Genomic DNA, 25404 nt, shown 5'->3' on the forward strand with positions numbered 1-25404 from the left:
CAGCCCGCCCACCCAGATTTCAGCGCTTGTTGTTCTCTAATTGGCCAAAGTTACTGGCGATCTTATTCTTGATGTCTATAGCATTTGGCCTCATCTATACTGTAAGCCCTCATTTGGATTACGCCCTGTGGCTGGCAGGTGGGGCAGGGATTTGTTTGGCAATTGGCTATTGGGTTGGAATTTCGCAACCTGCCACAACGGCGGATAAAAAACGTTCCTACGAAGAAATTGCGCGCGAGATCGACAGCCAAGAAGGCGCAGTTATAGATGATAACCCCCAAGGCAATCCGTCTTTGATGACGATGGCTTCTAAGGGGAGGCCCGACCACGAAGCCATCCGTTTTGCGCGCGCTGCCATCGAAGCAACCCCCAATCCAGTTTTGATTGTCGATGGTTCTGGGCGGCTTGCGGGTACAAACCAAGCCGCACGGAAGCGCTTTTCCATCGATCCCAACCAAGTTCGCTTTAGTGCCATCATTCGGCGGCCTAATATGATCGACGCGGTCGACGATGTATTTGCAAGCGGGATTGCGCGTAGTTTGTCCTTGGAAAGCAGGGTCCCGATTGACCGTTATGAGAAGGTTTTCATTGCCCCCTTTGAAGCGGATCAACAACGATTTGTCCTGATATCCATTCAAGATGAAACCGAAGCGCGCATGTCTGAACGCATGCGGGCTGATTTTTTAGCCAATGCAAGCCATGAATTACGCACCCCCTTGGCTGGAATCATTGGCTTTATAGAAACCCTCAGAGGCCCGGCAAAGGATGATGGTGAGGCGCGGGAACGTTTCTTAGAAATTATGCATCTTCAAGCAGATCGGATGAGCCGTTTGATCTCGGACCTGTTGAGCCTTTCTCGCATTGAGTTGAATGAACATGTCACCCCCACTGCACGCTCTGACTTTGGGGCTGCTATTCAAGAAATCGTAGAAAGTCTGCCCCCCTCTAAACAAAAAAGAATCAAGGTTATAGCCCCCCAAAAGCCGCTTTGGATCATTGGTGATTGGGATGAGATTCAGCAGATTGTTACAAACTTGATTGATAATGCCCTTAAATATGGAGGCGATGACGGGATTGTTCGAATTGTTGTGTCCGGCTGGCAGGACCGCGAAACAGCTCTGCGGTTAGCCATGCGCGAATGGCAGGGTGGCGCGCGATTACCCTTGACCACGCCAGAAGTCGAGCATGATCTCCTTTATTGTACATTACGCGTTGAGGACCAGGGGCCAGGCATTGCGCGCCAACATTTGCCCAGATTGTCCGAGAGGTTTTACCGCATTGAAGAAACCGCCACCGGCAAAAGTGGGACTGGCCTTGGTCTAGCTATCGTCAAACACATTGTTAATCGCCACCGTGGTGGGCTGGTTGTTGAGAGTGTGCTTGGTAAAGGGACAGCGTTTTCTGTTTATTTGCCACATCCTGCCGAACTAGGTTCAAATTGGAGTGATGAGGCAGCTTTGCAACAAGATCTTGGGACACCATAACTCCCATACTGCCAAGATCAGCTATTTATAGGGTCTTTGCACGCCAAATGGGTTTGAACACAAGTGTGTGTCATATAAGTGTCATAAAAATGTAATCTTGTCTTCTCAGCAAGGGCTTAAATAGTCCGATCAACAGATGATCTGAACAGTCGGTATAGGGACGGGATTGAGATGAACATGTTCGCTAATCTGCCCGTAGCTTGGCTTGCTGTGGGGATCATTGTGATGTTTGGTATCTGGGCTTGGCACACCAGTGCAACTTACGCCTTGTCCATGATTGAGGGTGAAGACACTGGTCGACTTAGCCGATTAAATTCTCTGCCAATCTATCACGGTTGGTATGTCGTGCTTTGGGTTGTTGTCCCGGCACTGGCCTTGTTGTTGTTGCATGAGCTGATGGCTCAAGCAATGATTCGGTCGCTTCTGTCTCAATCCCTAGCGCCTGATATTTTAGCTTTACCCCAAGAGCGTTTAGATCTGTTTTTTGCCGATGCGGGTAAGATTGCCTTTGGTGGCGTGCCCAGTCAGCGAACGCCGGAGCTTTTGGCTGCGGGTGCGGCGATGGCGTCGATTTCTACCCATTTGAGTTGGGCTTTTGGGATTGGGGCTTTGGCCTTAGCCGTGCTTGGCTATAAGCTCGCGCGATCGCGCTTGAGCGTCGATTTTCGGGCACGAAATGCGGTTGAGGCATGGATTCAGGCTTTGATGATTGTGGCCTCTGGGATTGCTATCCTGACAACTATTGGAATTGTGTTATCACTCCTATTTGAGACCCTAAGGTTTTTTTCCACATACAGTCCTATTGATTTTCTCTTTGGAACTCACTGGAGCCCGCAGGTTGCGATACGGGCCGACCAAATCGGCCAGTCCGGCGCTTTTGGTGCAGTGCCTCTGTTTGCTGGGACTGCCCTGATCATGCTGATTGCCATGGCGATTGCTGTTCCTGTTGGGTTGGGTTCGGCCATCTATCTCTCAGAATATGCCTCATCGCGGTTTCGAACGATAGTGAAACCTGTGTTAGAGCTTCTAGCAGGGATACCCACCGTCGTTTTTGGTTTTTTTGCGCTGTTAACAGTTGCTCCTTTAATCAAGTCAGCTGGGATGGTTGTGGGATTAGACGTGTCAGCGCAAAGTGCCTTGGCAGCTGGTTTGGTCATGGGCATTATGATCATTCCCTTTATTTCCTCTTTGTCTGACGATGTGATCAATGCCGTGCCACAGGCCCTGCGTGACGGCTCATATGCGATGGGGGCAACCAAGTCTGAAACCATCGGTCGCGTGGTGATACCCGCGGCATTACCTGGTATTGTCGGATCGATATTGCTGGCCGTTTCCAAGGCTCTGGGAGAGACGATGATTGTCACCATGGCTGCTGGGCAAAATGCCAATTTAACGTTGAACCCTCTTGATATGGTGACCACGGTGACTGTGCAAATTGTCACATTGCTAACGGGCGATCAGGAATATGACAGCCCTAAAACCCATGCCGCCTTTGCTTTGGGATTCGTCTTGTTTTTCGTAACCCTTATTCTTAACATCATTGCACTGCGCGTCGTGCAAAAATATCGAGAGCACTATGAGTGAGCTCCTAACCCAATCCCGCACGGCGGTGCGGGATTTGGTCAACCGTCAGATCAAACGCCGCCACCGTGCCGAAATCCGCTCCCGCTGGTTTGGCTTTGCTATGGTAAGCATAGCCATTATTGGTTGTATACTCTTACTCTTATCAGTATTGACCCAATCTATACCAGCATTGACAGAATACCGCATTCATTTGCGGTTAGACGTTCAGGCGCAAAAGGCCGACCCTATTGGCAAGCGTATCCCTGATGATATTCGCGCGGAGGGCAATTTTTATGGTCTGGTGCAAGATGCTTTGATGAAGCGTTTTCCAACCGCCGAAGCCGATGGCAAGCTTGATGATTTGTTTGATATTGTCACATCGTTGGCGGCGGTACCGATCGGGAGGACCATCGCGGCTGACCCCAGTGTGATTGGCAAAACACTTGATGTATCATTGCCCATAAATGACGATTTGGATTTGTTTCTCAAGGGGGCTTACGGTAAAACCCGACTGAGCATGGGTTCAACACCTTTGACTTCAACCCTTTTAGCAGATGGCACTTACAAGCTTTCAGGTTTTGGTGAGCCTTTTGCCCTGCCGGTTGCCAATTTGCGCCAAGACCTCAAATCCGCGACCGCTTCCTTGCTAACAGGCCTAGCAGCTAAGGAGCATAGGCTTGAAGTCGCTCTCCCCCAATCGGCCGCCCTTAAAGCGCAGGCTATCCAGCTCAAAGCCAGTGGCGCAGAGGGTATCATAGCAACTCAAACCTTAGCCGATGAAGCCCAAACGCTGGTTGATACCTTGCGCGGGGAAATCGATCAGGATCGCGCTACGATTTTGGCTTATCAAAATGCCATGAAAGGGCAGGGCGGGGATATAATGCTTAATGACGACAAGCCCAGCATTTTAGTGGAAATTGGTAAAACCACCTATAAACTGACTTCGATTGCACCTGGTTCGGCACTAGGTATTCGTATCGTTGGGCCAGCTCATTTAGCAACGAGCCCGGTTTGGCAGACCGTTCAAATCGCTACACCCCAAAATGACCGCGTTGTGTCCGATGAAGTGATTGCTTTTGGTCGCCAACTTCAGGCAGACAAGGTGATACGTGCTGCCTTTAACACCACGATTTTTACCCGATCAGATTCCAATGAGCCGGAACTTGCAGGTATTTTGTCTGCTTTGGTGGGCACGATTCTGACTTTGCTTATAACCTTTGTCACCGCAGTTCCGATTGGTGTTGCGACTGCAATCTACATGGAAGAGTTTGCACCCAAAAATGCAATAACGGACTTTATTGAAGTCAATATCAATAATCTTGCCGCCGTGCCCTCCATTGTCTTTGGTCTATTGGGGTTTGCAGTTTTTTTGACCATCTTGAACATGCCCCGCTCTGCACCCATCGTCGGCGGAACGGTCCTGACATTGATGAGTTTGCCTGTCATTATCATTGCCTCGCGCGCGGCCCTTAAAGCCGTGCCACCTTCGATTCGCGAAGCAGCTTTGGGTGTGGGGGCTTCCAAAATGCAAGCGATTTTCCACCATGTTTTGCCCTTGGCAATGCCTGGGATCATGACGGGCTCTATTCTGGCGATGGCGCACGCCTTGGGCGAGACTGCACCCCTTTTATTGATCGGTATGGTCGCTTTTATCGCCGATGTGCCAACCAGCTTCACCGACTCTGCGACCGTTTTACCGGTTGAAATTTTCATGTGGGCTGGGCGACCCGAGCGGGCTTGGGAGCCGCGCACGGCATTGGCTATATTGCTCCTTCTCTTCTTTATGGTTTTGATGAACGCGGTTGCGATTTTTTTGCGCCGTAAATTCGAGCGCAGGTGGTAACATCGATGAATAATTTCTCTCAATCAAGCTCTGTTGGCCAAAGCGGAACAAGCCTCGGCCATGCGCAACAAACAACAGGCATTCTGCCTGACGCCGTTGCCAAGGTACGTGCACGTGACATCAATGTGTTTTATGGGACCAAACAAGCCTTGTTTGATGTCTCTATCGATGTCCCCGACGCATCGGTGACAGCCTTTATTGGCCCTTCAGGGTGCGGTAAATCAACTTTTTTGCGATGTATCAATCGCATGAATGACACCATCGAATCTTGTAAAGTTGAAGGATCGATACAAGTCGATGGTCGCGATATCAATGATCGCGCGGTTGATCCTGTGGTATTGCGGGCCTCTGTGGGTATGGTGTTTCAAAAGCCAAATCCTTTCCCAAAATCGATCTTTGAAAACGTCGCTTATGGGCCACGTATTCATGGTATTGCTCATGATAAGCCAAGCTTGGAACGTATCGTTGAACAAAGCTTGCGCAAAGCTGGTATTTGGGAAGAAGTCAAAGACCGCCTACATCAACCCGGTACGAGCCTATCTGGCGGCCAGCAACAGCGTCTGGTGATTGCCCGCGCCATTTCTGTTAATCCAGAAATAATCTTGATGGATGAACCTTGTTCGGCGCTTGATCCCATTGCAACAGCCAAAATTGAAGAATTGATCGACGAGTTAAGACAGAATTTTTGTATCATCATCGTCACCCATTCCATGGCCCAAGCCGCGCGAGTGAGCCAACGCACGGCTTTTTTTCATATGGGTAAATTGGTTGAAGCCGGATGTACCGACGAGATTTTTACCAATCCCCGCGATACACGAACCCAAGACTATATCACCGGCCGATTTGGCTGAGACTAGAAAGCAAAGTGCGATGACAGAACATACCGTGCGTGCATTTACCGAAGAATTGGAAGCCTTGGGCGCTGACCTTACGCGCATGGGTGGTTTTTCTGAGCAAGCTTTAGGCGATGCGGTGACAGCCATCGCGCGCCGCGATGCAAACTTGGCGCGCATCGTGATTGAGGGCGACAAGAAAATTGATGTGCTTCAGCGTGAAATTGAGCGAAAAATCATGCGCCTCTTAGCGCTACGCCAGCCAATGGGACGCGATCTGCGCCAAACCGTTGCTGCTCTGAAACTGGCTGGGGAATTAGAACGCATCGGCGATCTTGCCAAAAACATTGCTAAGCGCGCTTTAAATATTCAAGAGTTTGAGCCGATTGCTTTGACCCGAAGCGTCGAGCGTATGGGCAAGATCGCGGTAAAGCAGCTGAAGCAAATTCTCGATACTTTGACCTCGCAAATCGTTGCTGGCGCTGTGTCGGTATGGATGCAGGATGAAGAACTCGACGAGCACTATAACTCGCTGTTTCGTGAGTTATTGACCTATATGATGGAAGATCCCCGGATGATTGGTCCCGGCGCGCACTTATTGTTTGTTGCAAAAAATATTGAACGTATCGGTGATCATTGCACAAACATGGCTGAAGTCATTTATTATCTTGAAACGGGCGAAGACATCGGAACCGACCGGCCTAAAGCCGTTGACGCTGCTTTGCCGCCCATATCCCTTCCACCCCCCGCCACTGCTTAGTCAGGAGCAACTCATGACCCCTTACGTCCTTCTCGTTGAAGATGAAGATGCACTTGCAACATTGTTACGCTATAATCTTGAAAAAGATGGTTATCACGTCGGAGTTGCGAGTGATGGTGAAGAAGCTTTAATGATGGCGTCCGAGCGCATGCCCGACCTTGTTATACTCGATTGGATGCTACCCAAAATTCCAGGCATTGAAGTATGCCGACGGTTACGGGCGAAACCTGATGTACGCAATATTCCAATTATCATGTTGACTGCACGTGGTGAGGAAAGTGATCGGATCCGCGGGCTTGATATGGGAGCGGATGATTATGTCACAAAACCCTTTTCAACAACAGAGTTATTGGCGCGGGTGCGCGCCGTATTGCGCCGTATACGTCCAGGCCTAGCTGATGATCGCTTAGTTTTTGGTGATATCATAGTTGACAGAGTGTCGTACCGAGTCAAGCGTGGAGGTCGTGATGTGCATTTAGGCCCTACTGAGTTTCGCTTGCTGGACTATTTCATGCAACATCCAGGGCGCGTATTCTCACGTGAGCAATTGTTAGATGCTGTTTGGGGTTCAGATGTCTATGTGGAAGCTCGTACCGTGGATGTTCACGTCGGGCGCCTACGCAAGGCCTTAAATGAATTGGATCAAGCCGATCCAATTCGCACCGTCCGCTCTGCAGGCTATGCGTTAGATAAAGCAGGCTAAAGCGCCTTAAACGGCTTGCCCGGATACCAATCGGGTGGGGCGAGCTCAAAGGTTTCATAGCTAAAGCCCGGTGCTACCACACAGCTGACCAGCGTCCATGTACCCAAGCTTTCGGCCGTCTGCCACGCACCAGCGGGTACAACGGCTTGGGGGCGTTGTCCAGCACGCAAATCGGGCCCCAAGTGCTGTCCATAGGCACGTTGCCCATCCACACAGATGCTGAGCGCCAATGGTCCGCCAGCATGCCAAAACCAATGCTCACTGGCATCAATTTTGTGCCAAGCCGATATCTCACCTGCTTGAAGCAAGAAATAAATGCTGGTCGAGTGGCCCCGAGCATTTACCCCTTCTGGATCGCGAAACGTTTGTACATAATGGCCACCTTCACGATGGGGGGCCATGGCCAATAAAGCGATGATTTCGCTGGCGGATAAATCGCAATTGATGGCCCGCCCCATCAAAAATGATCCTTTAAAAGCCGGATCTGACCAAACACTTCATAGGCGGGCGCATGTGGGCTTGCGCCGACGGCTTGGCGCAGACTTGCCAGATTCGCCCGAACAAAGGGATTTGTAGCGCGCTCCAGCCCGATGGTAGTTGGAATTGTGGGCAAGTTTTTTGCGCGTAAGGCCGCTATCTCGGCTAAACGATTTGTCAGAGCAGGGTTATCCATTTCAAGGGTAGCGCTAAAGCGCGCGTTAGCGGCAGTATATTCATGCGCGCAATAAACCATTGTTTCATCAGGCAAAGCCATCAAGCGCATTAAACTGTCCCATGCTTGCGACGCACTACCTTCAAACAAGCGTCCGCATCCAAGTGCAAACATAGCATCGCCGACAAAAACTACTGCATCGGCTTCAAAATAATAGGCAATATGCCCCAATGTATGCCCACCAACATCGATCACGCGGGCGCGGCTTTCACCGAGGGTCACACTATCGCCTGGCTCGACAATGTGACTAAGCGGGCTGATCTTGGCGGATACTTCGCTTGGACCAAGTGCTATTGCCCCCGTCGCTGTTTCGATGGCTTGATTGCCACCTGCATGATCGGGGTGCCAATGGGTATTCCAGATCTGGTCAATCGACCAGCCTAATGTTTTGGCTTCTGTCATTATTTGTTCCGCATCGGGTGTATCGATGGCAGCCACCTTGCCCGTGGCTTGGTCTTGGATCAAAAAGCCATAATTGTCCGATAGGCAAGCAAACATGTGTATGATGAGCATGGCTGTCCTTTAATCAATAAAACTGGTTTATCCTAGTCCTTATGCGCCTTGATGTCCTTGCCTTACAAAGTTTCTATGCTGGCTCATTGGGCCAAACCGCAGCGACCATGGCTGGGCGGCGTATGGTGGATGCTTGGGGGGATTGTGCGGGTTTGGACGTCATGGGCCTTGGCTATGCCACGCCATATCTCAATGCGTGGCTGCCCACCGCACGCCGCGTGATCGCTTTGATGCCTGCCACCCAAGGGGTGGAGCGCTGGCCATCGGGTGGGCCCAATTTGGCCTGTATCGGCGATGAAGATCGGATGCCTTTCCAAGAAGCCTTGTTTGATCGCATCCTATGCGTGCATGCTTTAGAAGAAGCCGAAAATCCGCGCATTTTGTTAAGAGAGATTTGGCGCCTTTTAGCACCCGAAGGTCGTCTGATGATCATGGTGGCCAACCGCAGTGGTGTGTGGGCACGCGCCGAGGCAAATCCCTTTGGTCACGGTATGCCTTATAGTCGGTCACAAGTAGCACGCCTTTTGACTGAGGCGATGTTTCAACCTGTCGCCTGGTCGCGTGCCCTCTATGGGCCACCACTGCCATGGTCGATGACCACGGGTGGAGCTGCAGAAACGTGGGAAAGCTTAGGTGAACGGGCATGGCCAGCCTTGGGCGGGGTTATTCTGGTTGAAGCTGTGAAGAGGCTCTATGCTGACACTCTACCTAAAGGAGGACGTCGCGTCTTGTTGGCGCAACCAGCGCGCGCACGTTTTTGAGGCAGATTCTGATTTTCCAGCTCAAAGTTTATGCGTTTATGATGCTGGGCAGACACTCTCAGATCGAGCGGGTCACAAGAACAACTGATTGTCTAATCTAGTGTTGCATGGAATACTGGGTCCCGGCCATTAAGGGACTGTCTTCAAAGTGAGGGAAATAGGATGAAGCTTGTCACGGCGATTATCAAACCAAGCCGCTTAGATGCGGTGCTCGACGCTGCCACCGAAGCTGGTATTTCGGGGCTCACGGTGACTGAGGTGCGTGGTTATGGTCGTCAAAAGGGTAAGACTGAGGTTTATCGCGGCGCTGAATATGAAGTAAAGCTTTTACCCAAAGTGAAAGTTGAAACTGTTGTGACTGATGACATGGTCGATAAAATTGTTGAATCTCTTGCCGGAGCAGCCAATACAGGCAAGATAGGCGATGGTAAAATCTTTGTGGTCGATGTTGAAATGGCTTTGCGCATACGCACGGGTGAGAAAGATGGGGCAGCAATCGCAAGCTAGCCCCCCCACCGATTCAAGTGTTTTGGCGGGGGTAAAATTATTCCTTGCTAGCCTTAGTTTATTTGGCCGCATTCATGGCCAATACAGCTCTTTGTGGGCATGATGTTCACAGCGCATCTTAAAGCATTGCGATAATCAGGCTCTAGATTTTTGAGAACATTAAAGTTGCATTGGTGCCGCCAAAACCAAAAGAATTCGACATAACCGTTTCGATCTCAACATCCTTTCGTGCCAGTAAGATCGGTAAATCCTCAAAATCGGGGTCGATTTCATCAATATGTGCACTCTCGCACGCAAATCCCGCTTGCATCATTAAGATGCTATAAATCGCTTCTTGAGCACCTGCTGCCCCCAAAGAATGGCCGGTCAGGGATTTGGTGGAGGAAATCAGCGGTACCTGCTTTGAAAAAACCTCGCGGATCGCAGCAGTTTCCTTGGCGTCCCCTACCGGTGTCGCAGTACCATGTGGGTTGAGATAATCCACCTTGCGATGACCAGACATCGCCAATGCCTGACGCATACAACGCACCGCCCCTTCCCCCGATGGGGCGACCATATCAAATCCGTCCGAGGTTGCGCCATATCCGGTGAGTTCAGCATACATAGTTGCACCCCGCGCTTTGGCGTGTTCGTAATCTTCAAGGACCACCATGCCAGCCCCGCCCGCAATCACAAAGCCATCGCGGTTCTTGTCATAGGCGCGCGATGCCCTACTAGGGGTGTCATTATAGGCGGATGACATAGCCCCCATGGCATCAAACAAAAGCGATAAGGTCCAGTCCAAATCTTCGCACCCCCCGGCAAACATCACATCCTGCTTGCCCCAAGCAATGCTTTCATATGCATTGCCAATGCAATGGGCGCTGGTCGCACAGGCTGAACTGATCGAATAATTGACACCTTTGATCTTAAACCAAGTCGCCAAGGCGGCTGATATGCCCGAACACATCGCCTTGGGGACGGCAAATGGTCCAACCCGTTTAGGGGAGTTATATTCGCGGGTTTTGTCAGCACCTGCCACAATGGCACGTGTTGAGGGCCCACCCGATCCAGCAATAATACCCGTACGCTCGTTGCTGATTTCATCGGGCTCAAGTCCTGATGTGGTAATGGCTTGCTCCATGGCAATGTGGCCCCAGCCCATGCCTTCAGATAAAAACCGGGCAGCCCGACGATCCACTAAACCTTCCCAATCTAAGTCTGGCTTGGCTTGGACGTGGCATTTAAAACCATAATCAGCATGTTCTTGTGCAAAAGTGATGCCTGATTGTGCGGCACGGAGGCTTTGGGTCACCTGGGCCACATCGTTGCCTATCGACGACACAATACCCATTCCAGTTACAACAACACGACGCATGGGATTCATCCTTATAAGGCATCAGGCTGAAACAGACCAACACGCAAGTCTTTAGCCGAATAAATAGACTTGCCATCGGCTAAAACTTGACCATCAGCAACGCCTAACACAAGCCGGGATTTAAAAACGCGTTTGATGTCGATTTCATAGCGCACCAATTTCACTTGATTGGTGATCTGGCCTGAAAACTTGACTTCCCCAACGCCAAGCGCGCGCCCTTTTCCAGGTAAACCTGACCAACCCAAATAAAAACCAACTAATTGCCACATGGCGTCTAGCCCTAAGCAACCTGGCATAACTGGGTCGCCACGGAAATGACAATCAAAAAACCATAGCCCAGCATGCACCTCTAATTCAGCTTCAATCCTACCTTTGTTATGGGCCCCGCCTTCCTCTGTAATCGAGGTGATCCGATCCATCATCAGCATGTTGGGCAACGGCAATTGCGCATTGGCTGGGCCAAATAATTTACCCTCACCACAGGCGATTAACTGCTCATATCGATAGGAAGATTCGCGTGCGGGCACTGCGGTGTCGGGGCTATGCGTCAAAGAGATGCCGTCCTGTTACATATGGTTGCACCGAGTGGGTAGCATGGGCGGCCTAGTTTCGCCAAGCTCACTTTTACTTAACGAAGGCGCGAATTGTCAGCACCCCAAAGCTCATTTGCCGGTATCCAGCCTTTGTAACGCCCTGCCTTAACTTGCCGCCAACCGGGTCGTTCTTCTGTAATTTCAACAACAACCCCTTGCGAAGCCCAAGCAACAACCCGTGTATCGCTGTTTGGAATGGTGCGCATGGCGACACGCATGTCGCGAGCTGGGCGAACAATGCCGGTACGGCGACCATCCAACATACGTTTGTGCACCCAACTGACCGCACCATCTGAATCTTCAATTCTGCGCCAATCGTCGGTTTCGGCGATGACACGGACGGGCAAGCCTTTACGCTTATACACCCAGCGTACCGGATAGGCCGTATCGGGACCTATGCGGGCATTAATGGTGGTAAATTTGAGTGAGACAAATCGCGGCACTGGCTGCCCCGAGGGCGTCTCACCAGCTAGGCGATTAAATGGAGGATAGCCAACAGCGTGGGCCATACTTGCCGCAAGATTGATAATGGCCAAAATGGCCAAACAAAGGATGGAATTTAAAGTGCCCATCTCGTTATGTCATTCCCGATCAATTTCTTTGTGGGTTTTCTGTACAAGAATACCCCTCTTTGTGACCGATGAAGGTGAATACCCCCTTAATTCAACACTGAAAATGCAAGCTATTTGTGCGAAACTGCTTCGTCACAAGCTGATTAAAACAGATTGTTGGTTTGACGCTTGGCGATCCGTCTTGGCCTTGCTACACACTCCTATGCCCCAAACCAAAGCACTCCAATCCAAACTCAAAGTGATTGTCACCCGTAAACTGCCAGAGGCGGTTGAAACCCGCATGGCGGAATTGTTTGACACCGAGTTGAACGTTACCGACACGCCGATGACCTATGAGCAATTGGTGGATGCAGTAGGCCGTGCAGATGTTCTGGTGCCGACCGTGACCGATAAGATTGATAGCAAGGTGCTGTCGCGGGCGGGCGAGCGTTTACGCTTGGTTGCCCAATTTGGCGCGGGCGTGGATAATATTGATGTCGCGACCGCCATCGCGCGTGGAATAACTGTGACCAATACACCCGGCGTGTTGACCGATGATACCGCCGACATCACCATGGCCCTTATACTAGCGGTTCCTAGACGACTGCTTGAAGGGGTGCGGGTAGTCAGTGCGGATGGTTTTGAGGGTTGGTCGCCCACCTGGATGCTAGGTCGGCGGATCGCTGGGAAACGCTTAGGCATTGTGGGCATGGGGCGGATCGGTCAAGCAGTCGCTCGCCGGGCCAAGGCGTTTGGCCTGCAAATTCATTACCATAACCGCCGTAAAGTTCCCAGCCCAATTGAGCAAGAATTGGAGGCGACCTATTGGGAAAGCCTTGATCAAATGTTGTCGCGCATGGACATCATCTCTGTCAATTGCCCCCATACGCCCGCAACCTACCACTTGCTCTCTGCACGGCGTCTCCAATTGATGAAGCCCAGCGCCTATCTGGTCAACACCGCGCGCGGAGAAGTGATCGACGAAGCTGCTTTGGCGCGCATGTTGGATAAGGGACTATTGGCCGGAGCTGGCCTTGATGTGTTCGAACATGAGCCCACGATAAATCCCAAGCTCAAGAAGCTTACCAATGTGGTGTTGCTGCCCCATATGGGCTCAGCAACCATGGAAAGCCGCACCGAAATGGGCGAAAAAGTCATCATCAATATCAAGACATTCTTGGACGGCCATAAGCCGCCTGATCGGGTTATTCCTGCGATGTTGTAGGCGATATGGGGTGCGTGGCACTCCTGCAAACTCGCGCCCTTTAGGGGGCGAGGGTGAGGGGGTTCAATTCCTAAGCGGGTGGCCTTTGGGGCCTCCTAGACGTGCTTCAATCCGTTTGAGCCCTTTCTTCAATCGGTCGACTTCGTGGCCGACCCCAATGGGTTAGGGGTAAGAGCGCACTCCAATCTTGCGCCGTTATAATCCTATATAGGCATGAACCTCGCGCCGTGAGATGCATTCCATTCATGTGATGTCACAAAGTCCCACCATCCCCTAGGTTGCTTATGTTTAAGCTCAGCCAAAACATTTAGACCGGTTAAAGGCTGCACTCCGCTTGCCTTGAAGCCCTGTTTATAAATCTTGTGCACTCAAACTCGAGCACGTGCTTTACGAGGCTTAGACTGCGGAAAAATCGGTACATGTAACATAAGCCACAGCCGACATGGTCTTATATAGGTTGGTATAGTTCTGTCGTACTATACCGCCCTAAAGCGTCCCACCGCGCAGCACCCGCCCCATCAAGCCGAAGAGTTTGCGGCTGTTTTCATGGGCTTCAGGTTTCCATTCGGGATGCCATTGCACAGCAAGCACTGGGCCGCCGCGCGCTGTGCTGGAAAAGGCTTCCACCACGCCATCGGACGCGCGGGCCTCGACGCGCAGATCGGTACCCAACTTGTCCACACCTTGATAATGCACCGAATTGACCTCGATCTCGGCTTTGCCAATTGCTGCCAGGATCGTGCCACCTTCCTCAAGCGTCACGGAATGGGTATGGTCAAACATGGCGTCAAAGCTCACCCCGTCGGGCGCATGATGTTGAAAAGCGCGGGCTGGATCGGATAGATCGCGGCGCAGTGTACCGCCAAAATGCACATTAAGTTCTTGAAATCCACGACAAATCCCAAACACGGGCTTACCCAGTTTCAACATGGCATCGGCCAGTTTAATTGCCATCTCATCGCGTTTGGGATCAAATGGGCCGGGTGCGTCTTCCACTACTTCGCCGTAGCAATGGGGTTCCATATTTGAAGGGGAGCCAGTTAATAACAATCCTTCCAATCGATGGGCGATGATTTCGGCGTCAGCAAAATCGGGCAGTGAAGGGATCAACATGGGGATGGCATCTACATAAGGGCTAACACCATACAAATAGCGCTCCATTACAGCTTGGGCATATTCGGTGCCGACATGGCGTTGACAACATATCATGCCGAGAATGGGGCGGGCAGTCATAGTCAAATCTCAATTTTGTAATAAAACGGGACTATCGCCATGCCAGCGCAACCATACTGGATCATCCCATGTGAAGTCTTCTTGATCCCAACGTGATAGATTGGGGCGCGATACCTGCATCGTGCGGCCATTGAACAAATCGATTTGATATACGCTTTCGCTGCCCAGATAAGAGATTTGTCGTATGGTACCCGCAGCGACATTGCAACCAGCGGGGACATCTTCGGGTGTTGGTGGTGTGCTCCCCTCTTCACGCTTGAGGATTTCGACTTTTTCGGGTCGGATGCCGACCCACATTTTTTCGCCACCAGCACCAGAGACACCATGGTCAAAAAAGATCCGCCCACCCAATGCATCTGACTGCACGATGGCATGGTCTGGTTCATCAATTTCCAGCGTGCCTTCAAACAGATTGACGTTGCCGATGAAGTCCGCCACGAACTTATTGGCGGGAAACTCATAGAGATTAGAGGGGGTAGCAGTTTGCATCAGTTTCCCACGATCCATCACCGCACAGCGGCAGGCCATGGCCAAAGCCTCATCTTGATCATGGGTGACCATTACGAAGGTAATACCAATTTGGTCTTGCAGTTCCGCCAATTCAAAACGCATGGCTTCGCGCAATTTGGCGTCTAGGGCGCTTAAGGGTTCATCCAAGAGCAGGACTTTAGGTTTTTTTACCAAGGCGCGTGCTAAGGCAACGCGCTGGCGTTGGCCGCCACTCAATTGATCGGGTTTGCGTTCAGCAAGATGATCCAGCTTAACATCTGCCAGTGCCGCCATTACCTGTCCATATTGATCCGCTTTAGCAACTTGATCAAATTTCAAGCCATAAGCGACATTGTCAAAAACACTCATATGGGGAAAAACGGCATAGGACTGGAAAACCATGTTGACCGGGCGCTTGTTAGGCGGGATGGTTGACATATCGGAACCATCGATGATTATTCGCCCTTCGCTGGGCATTTCGAGGCCCGCAAGCATCCTTAGGAGGGTGGTTTTCCCGCAACCTGATGGACCCAAAAGGGCGAAGAATTCACCGCGCGGAATTTCCAATGTAATTTGGTCCACTGCTGTAACTTTGCCATATTTTTTGGTCACATTTTCAATTTTGATGATGGTGTCGTTTTCACGCATTGTTCATGTCTCTTTTGCGGGTCGTGTCTGCGCACGCAGGGCCAATATGGTTGCCAGCACAGTGATCAAGATAATGATGGTAGAAGCAGCATTCACTTCGGGCGTCACCGAAAAGCGCACCATGGAATAAACTTTAACCGGGAAGGTAATTGTCCCAGGGCCTGAAGCAAAAAACGTAATCACAAAGTCATCCAAAGATAAGGTGAAAGCCAAAAGCCCGCCTGCGATCAGGCCTGGGTACATATGGGGTATGATGACGTCCCGAAACGCTTGAAAAGGTGATGCACCTAAATCCAAAGCCGCCGCTTCGAGTTCGTTGTTAAAGCTTTCCAACCGCGCACGGACAACAACCCCAACAAATGGAAATGAAAATGTAACATGAGCCAAAATGATTTGGGTTAGATTAAATGGATAGGGCAGATCGGTTGGAAAGCCAATTCTGGCAAAAAATAATAAAACCGCGACGCCAAAGCAAATCTCCGGCACGACGATCGGTAGGCTCATACCACTTTCAAGTGTGCCCTTAAATGGGAACTTAAACCGCCAAAACACAAAGGCCATCAAAGCCCCAAGAACTAAGGAAATCACGGTACATAAACCCGCAATCAAAAGGGAATTGAACAAAGCTTCGCGCAATTGGGTGTTTTCAAATGCCTTCACATACCATTTGAAGGTGAAGCCCTTCCAGACAATATTGGCCTTGCTGTTGTTGAAACTGAACATAATTAAAATGAACAAGGGCGTGTATAGAAATACGAACACACCTGCCAACCAAGCCTTCATGGCAGGCATACCCAAATAGTCCAAGGGCGCGCGAGATCTGCGTTTGCGCATTAGTGAACCCCAACCTTGCCGCCAGTGCGCCCCATAAAGGCGCGGATCGCAAAAAACAGAAGCGTAATATACATCAAGATGAAGGATAAAGCGGCACCAAATGGCCAGTCATTGGCGCGTTTAAATTGTCGCTCAATCAAACTTGCGATCATTAAATCATCGGGGCCACCTAATAGATCCGGTGTTAAATAAGCGCCCAGAGCCGGAATGAAGGTAATGACAAGCCCAGCGGCAATGCCTGGTGCTGCCAAAGGTGCGATGATCCTGCGGATGGTTTCTATATGGCTGGCACCCAAATCTAGGCTTGCCTCGATCAAGGATTTATCCAATCGATCCAATGCAGCATAAAGCGGCAACACCATAAAAGGGAGGTGCACATAAACAAGGCCAACTACAACGGCGAATTTGTTATAAAGCAAGGGCAAAGGCTCAAACGGGGCCAGTGGTAGGCCTGTGTGGACCAAAAGGGTATGAACCCCGGCTAAACAGGTATTAATCACCCCCGAAGTCCGCATCACAGCGATCAGAGCATAGGTGCGGATTAACAGATTGGTCCAAAAGGGTAGCATGATCAAAAGCAGCAACCAAGTTTTTTGCTTTTGATCTGCAAATGTCATAGCCAGCGCAACGGGAAATCCTAAAACGAGGCAAATCAAAGTGGTTAATAGTGAGAGCCAAATCGAATCCCACATGACTTTAATCACTTCAGGGGAAAAAGCTTTGGCATAATTGGCAAACGTGCCGATGATGGCAACATCAACAGGGCCAACATTCTCACCGACCGAATAGGCCCAAACCATGGCCATAGGGACTACGAAAAAAAGAAGGAACCAAGCAGTCGGTAGCAGCATTGTTGCCCAGAAAAAGCGCTTATCCTCCCGCCAATCTCGCATCTTCGCCCTCAAACTGCGTCTGAGACCTAATTCAATCCTATCGTTGCGTATATGTCGAGAGCTGATGACCTATTTCGACTGAATTTGTTGTAACAAACTGAATTTGTTGTAACAAAATGTAGCTGGATCACATGATGTGTAAGGCCGCTTCAGTTGCAATCTTGCCGCAACCAAACTTTCACCCGGACGCATTCAACCTCCGCCCACCGCTTTTCCACCAATAGGCGCATCACTTGGGCGTCGTCGAAATAAACTGCACCTTTGATACCGTCTAACACAGCTTTGGCGACATTATCGAGATCGATCGCTGGATAGCCTGCATGGACATCAACCATAATTTCCACTTCAAACTCACCATACCGCGGGCGAATTTTGAGCTCAGTTCGCAACAATTGATCGAGTTTTTTCTTGTACATACGCGATTGAGTGGTGACTTCATGGATCACAAATTCGCACATGCCGCCAATAATACGGCCCTTGGTTGCGCCACTGCCTTTCCAAGGCGATTGAGAGCCATGCATGTCCATGCTGCCATTTAAATCAAGCGTGCGTTTAATTCAAAGTGGACCCAGTTAGGAGCTATTCACCTCAACCAAGCTCCCCATTCAGACCCATTGATATCTATCGGCAATGAGATCGAAACTTCACAGGAAACGCGCAACGAATTATCAATACTCCAACATGTATAGGTGGTAATTACAAATATACATTCATATTTTTTACCATGTGAATACTTAAAACTATACCGGAGGCAGACTGTGCCGAAATCTTCAACGCAGGAAGAACAGACAAAACTAATGGGTGTTCGCATTGATGCCGATGTGGCATTGCGGATTACCCGCACCTTGTGGGACGTACTGAGCGACCACGACCCAATGCTCAAAGTCAAGCTTTCCAAGGCTTTGCAAGCTGAAATTGATAGTTTAACCTTGCAAGAGGAACTAGATGAAGGCAGCCTAACCTCACATGACACGGCCATAGTGCAAATTCTCAAGCTCTATGCTGCCCAAAGTCATAAATAAGCTGCTAAGCACTTGACCCTTATCATGAAGCTTTTGCCATATCGGTCCGACGATCAAACCTACGTAGAACAAAGGCATGATCATCTTTTGGGCCAGCCGGAAAGTGCAATTGACTGATTTCGGTCCATTTGGCCTCATCAAGAGCTGGAAAAAAGACATGCCCCCTTGGTGCTGCATCGACTTCTGTCACATAGAGACGATCGGCAAAAGGCAGGCTCGCGGCATAAATCTGCCCACCCCCAATCACACAAACCTCTTTTACCCCGGTGGTGTGTGCCATGGCTTTGGCTGCCGCGATTGCAAGGGGCAGATTTGACCACACGGTGGCACTTTCCGCTTTAAACTGATCGTCATGCGTTATGACTAAATTGGGGCGATAAGGTAATGCTTTCCCAATTGATTCCCACGTCTTACGGCCCATAATTACGGGCTTGCCTAAAGTTAAGGTTTTGAAATTCTTTAAGTCCGTCCCTAAGCGCCATGGTAGATCATTATCAACGCCAATGACATTATTGCTGCCACGTGCCACAATCAGGCTAAGTATTATTGTCATGACATTGGTCCGATATGTGGGTGCGACAGAAGCGGCATGGACATCATGATCCTACAAACGCCTTTTCATAGACATATTGGCCAGGTTGGCTAACTGAGCCCTCGCTAAAGCCCGCCTCTTCAAACACGGCCTTGCACGAGGCCAACATTTCCATGGACCCACAAATCATGCCCCGATCCCGGTCAGGGTTGAACGGCTTTAGGCCGTGATCGGTAAAGAAGCTCCCGTCACGCACGCGCGCTGGAAAGCGGCCTTGATGTTTGTAAGGGACACGCGTTGCGCTGGTGTCATGGATTAGGCGGCCCGTGCTACAATACTCGCCAACCAGCGGGTCTTGTTTTAAGCTTTCCACAAGTTCAATCCCATAGCGTAACTCTTCCACGGTGCGGCATGTATGGGTCAAAATAACTTGTCCGAAACGCTCATAGGTCTCAGGGTCGCGGATGAGGCTGGCGAAAGGGGCAATGCCAGTGCCTGTCGATACCATGTAGAGTTGATCACCACCGATTAACGCGTCTAGCACCAAAGTGCCCACAGGCTTACGACCTACCAAAACAGAGTCTCCGACCTTTATGTCGCATAGAAGCGATGTGAGTGGACCATCTGGAACTTTGATGGAGTAAAACTCCAACTCCTCATCCCAATTGGGGCTGGCAATCGAATAGGCCCGCACCAAAGGCTTTGCATCGACCTCAAGACCCATCATCACAAATTCACCGGATTTAAAACGAAATGCAGGCGAACGAGTGGTACGAAAGCGGAAAAGGCGGTCGGTATAATGCTGAACAGCCAGCACGCTTTCCTGGGTAAAGGCAGACACGATTATGGGCTCTCTGGTCTTGGGATCGATTTGGTCAAATGGGCGTAAAATGCACTTGCCGCAAGTCAAACTCAAAAGAAACTGGCAGAAGTCATCAATTGAACTGCACCAAATCGGCGCTCAAACAGCCTTTGAGGGTTTGCACATCCACCCTACTGGCTTTTTACCCCCAAAACGGACTATAGAGCCAATTTAAAGCTGATGTGTCAGCTCAATCCATCGCCTGCGGCTGGGAGCCCAAATGTCAAAAGAAGAATTGCTCGAATTTCAAGGAACTGTGGTTGAACTTCTGCCAAACGCCACATTTAGGATCCGACTTGAAAACGAACATGAGATTATCGGTCATACGGCAGGGAAATTACGCAAAAATCGCATTCGGGTGCTGGCAGGCGACAAAGTGTTGGTAGAAATGACCCCCTATGACCTAACGAAGGGCCGGGTCACCTATCGCTTCCGGTAATGATGCGCTCATGAAGTTTATATTGGCGAGCGCTTCGCCACGTCGGCAGGAACTTCTCGCCAGAATTGGGATTGTTCCCGATGCCATTGATCCCGCCGATTTGGATGAAACACCTCTGCCCGGCGAGACAGGTCGTGCGCTCGCTCTGCGTTTAGCCAAGGAGAAAGCCCAAGCGGTTGCGAGCCGCCATCCAACTGCACTGGTTTTAGCGGCCGATACGGTGGTGTGTGTCGGCAGGCGGCTCTTACCGAAGGCAGAAACGCGCCAACAGGCATTAGAATGCTTGACCTTGCTATCAGGACGCAATCATAAGGTGATCACAGCTATTGGGGTCCAATTGGGTGCCAAGGCCGCCAGCCGCGCGGTGGAAACGCGCCTGCATTTTAAGCGCTTAAGTGCGCTGGAACTGTCGGGCTATCTTGAAAGCGGTCAATGGATGGGCAAGGCGGGTGGCTATGGGATTCAGGGGCTTGCCGGGGCCTTTTGTACCACCTTGCGAGGCTCTTGGGAGAGCGTGATGGGCCTACCTCTCTATGAGACAGTATGCTTGGTTGAGGGCTTTGGCTACCGGCGTCGTATTGAGACTGGCTAGGAATGAAAAGTGCTAAATCACCTACTCGGCAAATCGTCATTCACGAGCGTATCGGTGAGTTACGTTTAGCATTGTTCGATCGCGACCGGATCGTGGAATTGCGGTTGGAGCGGTGGTCGACACAGGAGACGCGCGTCCGTTGGGGCCAAATCTATGCCGGACGCGTCACGGCGATTGATAGCCGCATTGGTGGCGCTTTTGTGGACCTTGGTGTCGGTGAGCCAGCTTTTGCCCCATTTGGGCGTGAGCGCGATGCAGAGCTGCGTGTCGGGGCAGGGGTTGCTGTGCGCATCGTCCGCGAAGCCGAAGGCGGCAAGGGCCCGGCCTTAGCCTATGAGGGTCCTGCACCTGCCGGCGCTTGCCCAGCCTTGTTGGAAGATGCCTCGCCTTGGCACGGTTGGCCAGGCGAGCCCAGAGAAGCTGATGAGGATGAGATTGAGCGGATGGATGCCGCCTTTGAGGCGGCGCTAGAGCTTGATGCTCCCATTGCCGGGGGTGGGCGCTTGACCATAGAGCGCACCAGAGCGCTGACCGCTATTGATGTGGATAGTGCCAGCCGCGATATCGGGGGCAGCGATGCCGCCCGATTTGCCCGCAGCCTCAACCTTGCCGCCATTCCAGAGATTGTGCGCCAAATTCGCTTGCGAGGCCTTGGTGGCCTTATATGTGTCGATTTTAGTGGCCCACGCCGCAAAGGCGATGCAGAGGCTTTGACCAAAGCCTTAATCAGCGCTTTTGATGCAGAAAAAAATGGGGGCGTTGTGGCCCCCAAAACCGAAGTCTTGGCCGTATCACGCTTTGGCATTGCTCAAATCGCCCGTCAAAAGCGCCGCCAAGCCTTGGCCGACATTTGTCTGGATGCCTATGGCCAGCCTACAGCGGAAACACTTGCCATTGCGGGCATTGACCGCCTATGCGCTGCCCTAACCCAAGCCAAAGGCCGCGAAGTGACCCTCTTTGCCCCCGCAGCCGCCTTGGCGTTTCTAGAAGCCGATAAGATTGGGTGGCGTCAAGAAGTGGTTGACACCCTTGGCGGCACTTATAAGTTGCGCCTAGGCCGCCCAGGCCAAAGCGCTTGCGAGGTTGTTATCCAATGAGCCGCACCTGCCCTGAATGCAGCAAGCCAAGCGAGCACGCCTATCGCCCCTTTTGCTCGAAACGTTGCGCCGACCTTGATTTGGGCCGCTGGCTCAACGCCTCTTATGCTATTCCTGTTCATGAGGAAGATAATGGCATAAACGATGCAGGCGAACCAATAGACACAGGCAATCTGATCCGCTAAATCCCGCGTCCCGACAAGTTGCCCGGATAGCTCAGTCGGTAGAGCAGCGGACTGAAAATCCGCGTGTCGCTGGTTCGATCCCGGCTCCGGGCACCATTTTTTATGTCTCACGCGCTATTGGCGCTCCGACGGGGCGCCACATTGGTGCCGGCGGCCAGTCGGCCTTGCGAACCGCTTTACGGTTCGAGCCGCGTTTCATACCGGTTAGGATTTAGCTTTACGCGCTATTGGCGCTCCGACGGGGCGCCACATTGGTGCCGGCGGCCAGTCGGCCTTGCGAACCGCTTTACGGTTCGAGCCGCGTTTCATACCGGCATGAGACTATAGATTGGAAATCTCATTTGGTTTTATGCGATTAAGACCAGTTTTTCTGCCCTGTGGTAAACACGTGTGAAATAAAACGCCAAGCCCTTGCATGAAGGCCTTTGCCCAAAGCTGGTTTTGTGGTGATTTGTCGTCAAGGCTGCTGACAAATCCATTCTTGGCTCAAACTCAAGCCGATCAAGTCGTAAACCAACTTTGTACGGGGCGATGCAGATTAGAGATGAAGGCGATATAAGCGGGCTGAGGGCATGGATTTTGCCAGAATGTAAATCCAGAATGTAGATATTGTCATAATTTAGTTTTTGTCAGAATGATAAAATCCTATCATGATGATTATACCTTTCGTAGCGGCGCGATGGAGATGGCAACACGTGCTCAACGTCAATCAGGGTGCCAGAAGGCCTTAAAGTGTGTATAATCTAAAATCTATAAATCTCTCATGTCCATCAAGGCGCACGACGTAAAAAACTGAATTAACACAATTAGCTAGGCGGTATAGCTTATGAACACACTACCCAGACCCCGAACAAACCATAGCCAGCTGCTACAGCTCATGGTTTACCCACTGGCTAGCTTTTTGGTTGCCAGTTGCGCCCTCAACCCAAACCAAGCCAATCAACCAAGGACGGTAGCGCCATCAGCGCCATCAGCGCCGTCTGCGCAGTCGCCCCCACCTCTAACCATGATCACCATGGGCAGTTCAATTTGCCGACATGAGGCAAGCCGAATTTATTTCAGTGCGCACGAGGCGAAGCTTTCCAAATCTGCACGAGAGGTACTTGTTCGCCTTGCGGGTAGACTCAATATATGCGCCGATCAAACGATTGTTCTCATTGCTGTTTCAGGGGACGATGGACTACCTGCCCCGCCGAACATCGTGGCTGAGCGACTTGGCGTAGTTCAACAAACCTTAGTCAGCCAAGCCATATCCCCGGCTCGGATCGAGACTGTAACCGATGGCCCGCTACTTGAACGTGTTCCCAAAGGCCCGATTGGTGGCATCGTCATAGTGACTAAGCCTTGATGTTGAAATCAATCGGAGTTTTTGATCTGCCCTTGTTGAGATCAGACCTTTTTTATAAACATCAAAGCAAGAAAGTGAACAGGGCAGATAGAGGTTAATCTTGAACGTCTACTGTTGATTTCAACTTCAACTTTCACCTGTGATGCCCGGCTTAATAACTTTAGGTCCGTTCCAGATTGACATGCGCAACAGCGCCCAGAAAAGCTTACCAATCATTGTGCCCCTTCATCCTTCAGCTTTGACCGCACGCATACCACAAGAATCTTGAGCCGATTACCGCCTATGTTGTCCCTTTCATTGAGCTATCCTATATCTTGGAAGTCGAGTTGGATGGATGACTGGGCTTAAGATCGACACGGGATCGGTCTTTTCCCATCAAACATTGGTCTGGTCAGAGACCTTAAGTTCTCGACGCCCCCCTTAGGCCTTTAGGACGATCAAATCACACACACAAACTTCCTTGGCTTCAAATGATAGGGATTGCTCGGTGCAACCTCGCGATTGTGTTGGTGGGCGTAAGCACGAAGTTAGCTGGGTAAATGGGCCAAATCTTGGTTATAGTGTGATGAAGGCCGCGCGGCCAAAAACAACCCACACAGCACCAACAATAGTGACCTGATGAGAAACTTGACTGGATCAGCGAAGTAATACCCAATAGGATCTATTCGCACATGATCACGCTAGGGTCAGCTCCATAGCATCTTGATAGGTGCTGATTGTTAGCAGCCGGGATGGTTCGCACATTTTTCCATGATTGATTACAATAATTGTTTCTGGGGTTGAGATTGCGGTGATCTTGTTATATGCCTAAGCTGTGTTATCTATCTTGTGATGGTTTTGCAGCCAGACGTAGCTGCCTCTAACACCACCCACAATTGCTTAGTCCCAACTTGTTCAATGGAGTTTAGAATGACCAATGCGACCATCAAAATTCTTGCTGTCACTCTCCTACTAGGTGGTTGTACCACAACGGGTAATGTTGAACGTAACGCCGGGGGTGGGGCAGCGATCGGTGCCTTAGCTGGGGCTGTACTGGGCAATAATCTTGGCAATGGTGATGCTAAAAAAGGGGCAACCATTGGTGCACTTGCAGGTGGTGCGCTTGGGGCAGTGCGTGGCTACAGCCTCGACCAGCGCCGGGCAGAGTGTCAAAATGTGCGTAATCCTGAGCTTATTCGCGATCAAAGTGGTGCGTTTTATTATCCTGTCCCTGGGACTGACAGGACCTGTTGGGCTAAGGATCAAAGCCCTCGCTAAGGCAAATCATATAAGATTTCCATCTTCACCAAGTGCGTAGACGATTAGCTTGCTGATCTGTTCCTAGACCTGACTTGGCGCACTGGTTGCATCTGTGTATTTGCTGCATGATTGGGTGCGGCGGGCTTGTCATGGCCAACGCCAATTAGCCAAGTCGTGAGCAGGGTTTAGCACATAGGGCAGCTGCCCCAAACCATCTTAGATCATAGATCTTAGGCTGGGCATGTTCAGAAGACAGGGACACTAAGGCGTCGGCGGTATTGAATTCGTTCCGCGTAGTCGTATCACTTGTGTTGCTTTCATGTCTTCCCATGACCTGCTTAACGGCATTACCTAAATGATCTTTTAGAGCTCTTGGATGTTGACCAAGAAACACAATACCTTTTCAATAAGTCATTATTGGTCATCTTACCCTATTTGGATTGAGACACGCGTTTAAAAGGGTTGAATTACTTGCCCTAAATAAGATATAGTCAGGCCTTGTCCTGGCCAACATTGGCCCACCTTGCTCAAGCGCGTACCATTTCTTTGTGCTTGGTTGATAAAATCTTCCGACTGCTCAGCAGAA

Annotated in this window: 28 protein-coding genes, 1 tRNA gene and 1 pseudogene; 18 read left to right on the forward strand and 12 right to left on the reverse strand. The window is 50.8% G+C overall.

The features are described from left to right. Positions 1–632 precede the first annotated feature (632 nt). From PsB1_RS11930 to phoB, 7 genes and pseudogenes are all read left to right on the forward strand, one after another. Positions 633–888 (forward strand): annotated as a pseudogene (locus PsB1_RS11930) (histidine kinase dimerization/phospho-acceptor domain-containing protein); the annotation flags it as partial. Beyond that, positions 867–1484, forward strand: coding sequence for a sensor histidine kinase (locus PsB1_RS11935; RefSeq protein WP_420887883.1), 618 nt, complete (start codon positions 867–869; stop codon positions 1482–1484). The pseudogene PsB1_RS11930 and the gene PsB1_RS11935, both read left to right, overlap by 22 nt. A gap of 171 nt (positions 1485–1655) precedes the next feature. Further along, positions 1656–3068, forward strand: a complete 1413-nt coding sequence (gene pstC, locus PsB1_RS05680; protein ID WP_284359660.1) for a phosphate ABC transporter permease subunit PstC — start codon at positions 1656–1658, stop codon at positions 3066–3068. After that, on the forward strand, positions 3061–4890 hold the full coding sequence (gene pstA, locus PsB1_RS11840; RefSeq protein WP_320412719.1) for a phosphate ABC transporter permease PstA: 1830 nt from the start codon (positions 3061–3063) through the stop codon (positions 4888–4890). Before pstC ends, pstA begins: the two co-directional genes overlap by 8 nt. Positions 4891–4895: 5 nt before the next feature. Beyond that, complete coding sequence (gene pstB, locus PsB1_RS05695; RefSeq protein ID WP_420887882.1) at positions 4896–5741, forward strand: phosphate ABC transporter ATP-binding protein PstB; 846 nt, start codon at positions 4896–4898, stop codon at positions 5739–5741. 19 nt (positions 5742–5760) lie between these two features. Continuing rightward, complete coding sequence (gene phoU, locus PsB1_RS05700) at positions 5761–6483, forward strand: phosphate signaling complex protein PhoU (protein WP_284359661.1); 723 nt, start codon at positions 5761–5763, stop codon at positions 6481–6483. 13 nt (positions 6484–6496) lie between these two features. Next, positions 6497–7186 (forward strand): phosphate regulon transcriptional regulator PhoB, encoded by a 690-nt coding sequence (gene phoB / locus PsB1_RS05705; RefSeq protein WP_284359663.1) that lies wholly within the window; start codon positions 6497–6499, stop codon positions 7184–7186. Here phoB and PsB1_RS05710 read toward each other — a convergent pair. Together PsB1_RS05710 and gloB are read right to left on the reverse strand one after the other, a co-directional pair. Further along, entirely contained in the window at positions 7183–7644 is a 462-nt protein-coding gene (locus tag PsB1_RS05710) for a cupin domain-containing protein (RefSeq protein ID WP_284359665.1), read from the reverse strand. The two genes, phoB and PsB1_RS05710, sit on opposite strands and share 4 nt — an antisense overlap. Further along, complete coding sequence (gloB, locus tag PsB1_RS05715; RefSeq protein WP_284359666.1) at positions 7644–8411, reverse strand: hydroxyacylglutathione hydrolase; 768 nt, start codon at positions 8409–8411, stop codon at positions 7644–7646. The genes PsB1_RS05710 and gloB overlap by 1 nt, the downstream gene beginning before the upstream one ends. Positions 8412–8452: 41 nt before the next feature. On the opposite strand from gloB, the gene PsB1_RS05720 reads away from it, so the two are divergent. Together PsB1_RS05720 and PsB1_RS05725 are read left to right on the forward strand one after the other, a co-directional pair. After that, positions 8453–9172, forward strand: coding sequence for a class I SAM-dependent methyltransferase (locus PsB1_RS05720; RefSeq protein ID WP_284359667.1), 720 nt, complete (start codon positions 8453–8455; stop codon positions 9170–9172). Between the two features lie 162 nt (positions 9173–9334). Then, positions 9335–9679 carry a P-II family nitrogen regulator gene (locus PsB1_RS05725; RefSeq protein WP_284359668.1) on the forward strand — a complete coding sequence of 115 codons (345 nt, stop codon included), beginning with the start codon at positions 9335–9337 and terminating at the stop codon, positions 9677–9679. A 142-nt stretch (positions 9680–9821) separates the two neighbouring features. Here the strand turns inward: PsB1_RS05725 and fabB are convergent, their stop codons facing one another. The 3 genes from fabB to PsB1_RS05740 form a co-directional block, all read right to left on the reverse strand. After that, entirely contained in the window at positions 9822–11036 is a 1215-nt protein-coding gene (gene fabB / locus PsB1_RS05730) for a beta-ketoacyl-ACP synthase I (protein WP_284359669.1), read from the reverse strand. Between the two features lie 11 nt (positions 11037–11047). Then, positions 11048–11563 carry a bifunctional 3-hydroxydecanoyl-ACP dehydratase/trans-2-decenoyl-ACP isomerase gene (gene fabA / locus PsB1_RS05735; RefSeq protein WP_284359699.1) on the reverse strand — a complete coding sequence of 172 codons (516 nt, stop codon included), beginning with the start codon at positions 11561–11563 and terminating at the stop codon, positions 11048–11050. Between the two features lie 101 nt (positions 11564–11664). After that, positions 11665–12201: an SH3 domain-containing protein gene (locus tag PsB1_RS05740; protein WP_284359670.1), complete on the reverse strand. Its 537-nt coding sequence runs from the start codon at positions 12199–12201 to the stop codon at positions 11665–11667. A 202-nt stretch (positions 12202–12403) separates the two neighbouring features. On the opposite strand from PsB1_RS05740, the gene PsB1_RS05745 reads away from it, so the two are divergent. Then, entirely contained in the window at positions 12404–13405 is a 1002-nt protein-coding gene (locus PsB1_RS05745) for a 2-hydroxyacid dehydrogenase (protein ID WP_284359700.1), read from the forward strand. A 486-nt stretch (positions 13406–13891) separates the two neighbouring features. Here the strand turns inward: PsB1_RS05745 and PsB1_RS05750 are convergent, their stop codons facing one another. From PsB1_RS05750 to PsB1_RS05770, 5 genes are all read right to left on the reverse strand, one after another. Continuing rightward, complete coding sequence (locus PsB1_RS05750) at positions 13892–14638, reverse strand: gamma-glutamyl-gamma-aminobutyrate hydrolase family protein (protein WP_284359671.1); 747 nt, start codon at positions 14636–14638, stop codon at positions 13892–13894. Between the two features lie 9 nt (positions 14639–14647). Beyond that, positions 14648–15775: an ABC transporter ATP-binding protein gene (locus tag PsB1_RS05755; protein WP_284359672.1), complete on the reverse strand. Its 1128-nt coding sequence runs from the start codon at positions 15773–15775 to the stop codon at positions 14648–14650. Between the two features lie 3 nt (positions 15776–15778). Then, positions 15779–16609 (reverse strand): ABC transporter permease, encoded by an 831-nt coding sequence (locus PsB1_RS05760; RefSeq protein ID WP_284359673.1) that lies wholly within the window; start codon positions 16607–16609, stop codon positions 15779–15781. Next, positions 16609–17502 (reverse strand): ABC transporter permease, encoded by an 894-nt coding sequence (locus PsB1_RS05765; protein ID WP_284359674.1) that lies wholly within the window; start codon positions 17500–17502, stop codon positions 16609–16611. Before PsB1_RS05765 ends, PsB1_RS05760 begins: the two co-directional genes overlap by 1 nt. Positions 17503–17651: 149 nt before the next feature. Beyond that, a complete protein-coding gene (locus tag PsB1_RS05770; RefSeq protein WP_284359675.1) occupies positions 17652–18023 on the reverse strand; it encodes a RusA family crossover junction endodeoxyribonuclease in 372 nt (123 codons plus the stop codon). Positions 18024–18260: 237 nt separating this feature from the next. Here PsB1_RS05770 and PsB1_RS05775 point away from each other — a divergent pair, with 237 nt between their 5' ends. Then, positions 18261–18524, forward strand: coding sequence for a hypothetical protein (locus PsB1_RS05775; protein WP_284359677.1), 264 nt, complete (start codon positions 18261–18263; stop codon positions 18522–18524). A gap of 22 nt (positions 18525–18546) precedes the next feature. Here PsB1_RS05775 and PsB1_RS05780 read toward each other — a convergent pair whose 3' ends face one another. Both PsB1_RS05780 and PsB1_RS05785 read right to left on the reverse strand, forming a co-directional pair. Further along, entirely contained in the window at positions 18547–19077 is a 531-nt protein-coding gene (locus PsB1_RS05780; RefSeq protein ID WP_284359678.1) for a dihydrofolate reductase, read from the reverse strand. Between the two features lie 43 nt (positions 19078–19120). Beyond that, on the reverse strand, positions 19121–19897 hold the full coding sequence (locus PsB1_RS05785) for a ferredoxin--NADP reductase (RefSeq protein WP_284359679.1): 777 nt from the start codon (positions 19895–19897) through the stop codon (positions 19121–19123). Between the two features lie 241 nt (positions 19898–20138). Between PsB1_RS05785 and infA the strand changes: the two genes are divergently transcribed. The 7 genes from infA (at position 20139) to PsB1_RS05820 (ending at position 24836) form a co-directional block, all read left to right on the forward strand. Continuing rightward, on the forward strand, positions 20139–20357 hold the full coding sequence (gene infA / locus PsB1_RS05790; protein ID WP_085339458.1) for a translation initiation factor IF-1: 219 nt from the start codon (positions 20139–20141) through the stop codon (positions 20355–20357). 10 nt (positions 20358–20367) lie between these two features. After that, positions 20368–20949, forward strand: coding sequence for a Maf family protein (locus tag PsB1_RS05795; protein ID WP_284359686.1), 582 nt, complete (start codon positions 20368–20370; stop codon positions 20947–20949). Between the two features lie 2 nt (positions 20950–20951). After that, positions 20952–22046 carry a ribonuclease E/G gene (locus PsB1_RS05800; protein WP_284359688.1) on the forward strand — a complete coding sequence of 365 codons (1095 nt, stop codon included), beginning with the start codon at positions 20952–20954 and terminating at the stop codon, positions 22044–22046. Next, on the forward strand, positions 22043–22231 hold the full coding sequence (locus PsB1_RS05805) for a DNA gyrase inhibitor YacG (RefSeq protein WP_284359690.1): 189 nt from the start codon (positions 22043–22045) through the stop codon (positions 22229–22231). Before PsB1_RS05800 ends, PsB1_RS05805 begins: the two co-directional genes overlap by 4 nt. A 20-nt stretch (positions 22232–22251) precedes the next feature. Beyond that, a tRNA-Phe gene (locus PsB1_RS05810) sits at positions 22252–22327 on the forward strand. A gap of 919 nt (positions 22328–23246) precedes the next feature. Then, entirely contained in the window at positions 23247–23579 is a 333-nt protein-coding gene (locus tag PsB1_RS05815; protein WP_284359692.1) for a hypothetical protein, read from the forward strand. Positions 23580–24488: 909 nt separating this feature from the next. Next, positions 24489–24836: a YMGG-like glycine zipper-containing protein gene (locus tag PsB1_RS05820; RefSeq protein WP_284359694.1), complete on the forward strand. Its 348-nt coding sequence runs from the start codon at positions 24489–24491 to the stop codon at positions 24834–24836. The last annotated feature ends 568 nt before the right edge of the window (positions 24837–25404 follow it).

The organism is Candidatus Phycosocius spiralis (assembly GCF_030158815.1).
Taxonomy (GTDB): Bacteria; Pseudomonadota; Alphaproteobacteria; order Caulobacterales; family Aquidulcibacteraceae; genus Aquidulcibacter; species Aquidulcibacter spiralis.

Bases quoted from the DNA above. Each gene is read 5' to 3' on its own strand.
- pstC (WP_284359660.1), top strand. From the start codon at position 1,656: ATGAACATGTTCGCTAATCTGCCCGTAGCTTGGCTTGCTGTGGGGATC.
- pstA (WP_320412719.1), top strand. From the start codon at position 3,061: ATGAGTGAGCTCCTAACCCAATCCCGCACGGCGGTGCGGGATTTGGTC.
- pstB (WP_420887882.1), top strand. From the start codon at position 4,896: ATGAATAATTTCTCTCAATCAAGCTCTGTTGGCCAAAGCGGAACAAGC.
- phoU (WP_284359661.1), top strand. From the start codon at position 5,761: ATGACAGAACATACCGTGCGTGCATTTACCGAAGAATTGGAAGCCTTG.
- phoB (WP_284359663.1), top strand. From the start codon at position 6,497: ATGACCCCTTACGTCCTTCTCGTTGAAGATGAAGATGCACTTGCAACA.
- PsB1_RS05710 (WP_284359665.1), bottom strand. From the start codon at position 7,644: ATGGGGCGGGCCATCAATTGCGATTTATCCGCCAGCGAAATCATCGCT.
- gloB (WP_284359666.1), bottom strand. From the start codon at position 8,411: ATGCTCATCATACACATGTTTGCTTGCCTATCGGACAATTATGGCTTT.
- PsB1_RS05720 (WP_284359667.1), top strand. From the start codon at position 8,453: ATGCGCCTTGATGTCCTTGCCTTACAAAGTTTCTATGCTGGCTCATTG.
- PsB1_RS05725 (WP_284359668.1), top strand. From the start codon at position 9,335: ATGAAGCTTGTCACGGCGATTATCAAACCAAGCCGCTTAGATGCGGTG.
- fabB (WP_284359669.1), bottom strand. From the start codon at position 11,036: ATGCGTCGTGTTGTTGTAACTGGAATGGGTATTGTGTCGTCGATAGGC.
- PsB1_RS05740 (WP_284359670.1), bottom strand. From the start codon at position 12,201: ATGGGCACTTTAAATTCCATCCTTTGTTTGGCCATTTTGGCCATTATC.
- PsB1_RS05745 (WP_284359700.1), top strand. From the start codon at position 12,404: ATGCCCCAAACCAAAGCACTCCAATCCAAACTCAAAGTGATTGTCACC.
- PsB1_RS05750 (WP_284359671.1), bottom strand. From the start codon at position 14,638: ATGACTGCCCGCCCCATTCTCGGCATGATATGTTGTCAACGCCATGTC.
- PsB1_RS05755 (WP_284359672.1), bottom strand. From the start codon at position 15,775: ATGCGTGAAAACGACACCATCATCAAAATTGAAAATGTGACCAAAAAA.
- PsB1_RS05760 (WP_284359673.1), bottom strand. From the start codon at position 16,609: ATGCGCAAACGCAGATCTCGCGCGCCCTTGGACTATTTGGGTATGCCT.
- PsB1_RS05765 (WP_284359674.1), bottom strand. From the start codon at position 17,502: ATGCGAGATTGGCGGGAGGATAAGCGCTTTTTCTGGGCAACAATGCTG.
- PsB1_RS05770 (WP_284359675.1), bottom strand. From the start codon at position 18,023: ATGCATGGCTCTCAATCGCCTTGGAAAGGCAGTGGCGCAACCAAGGGC.
- PsB1_RS05780 (WP_284359678.1), bottom strand. From the start codon at position 19,077: ATGACAATAATACTTAGCCTGATTGTGGCACGTGGCAGCAATAATGTC.
- infA (WP_085339458.1), top strand. From the start codon at position 20,139: ATGTCAAAAGAAGAATTGCTCGAATTTCAAGGAACTGTGGTTGAACTT.
- PsB1_RS05795 (WP_284359686.1), top strand. From the start codon at position 20,368: ATGAAGTTTATATTGGCGAGCGCTTCGCCACGTCGGCAGGAACTTCTC.
- PsB1_RS05800 (WP_284359688.1), top strand. From the start codon at position 20,952: ATGAAAAGTGCTAAATCACCTACTCGGCAAATCGTCATTCACGAGCGT.
- PsB1_RS05805 (WP_284359690.1), top strand. From the start codon at position 22,043: ATGAGCCGCACCTGCCCTGAATGCAGCAAGCCAAGCGAGCACGCCTAT.
- PsB1_RS05815 (WP_284359692.1), top strand. From the start codon at position 23,247: ATGGGCAGTTCAATTTGCCGACATGAGGCAAGCCGAATTTATTTCAGT.
- PsB1_RS05820 (WP_284359694.1), top strand. From the start codon at position 24,489: ATGACCAATGCGACCATCAAAATTCTTGCTGTCACTCTCCTACTAGGT.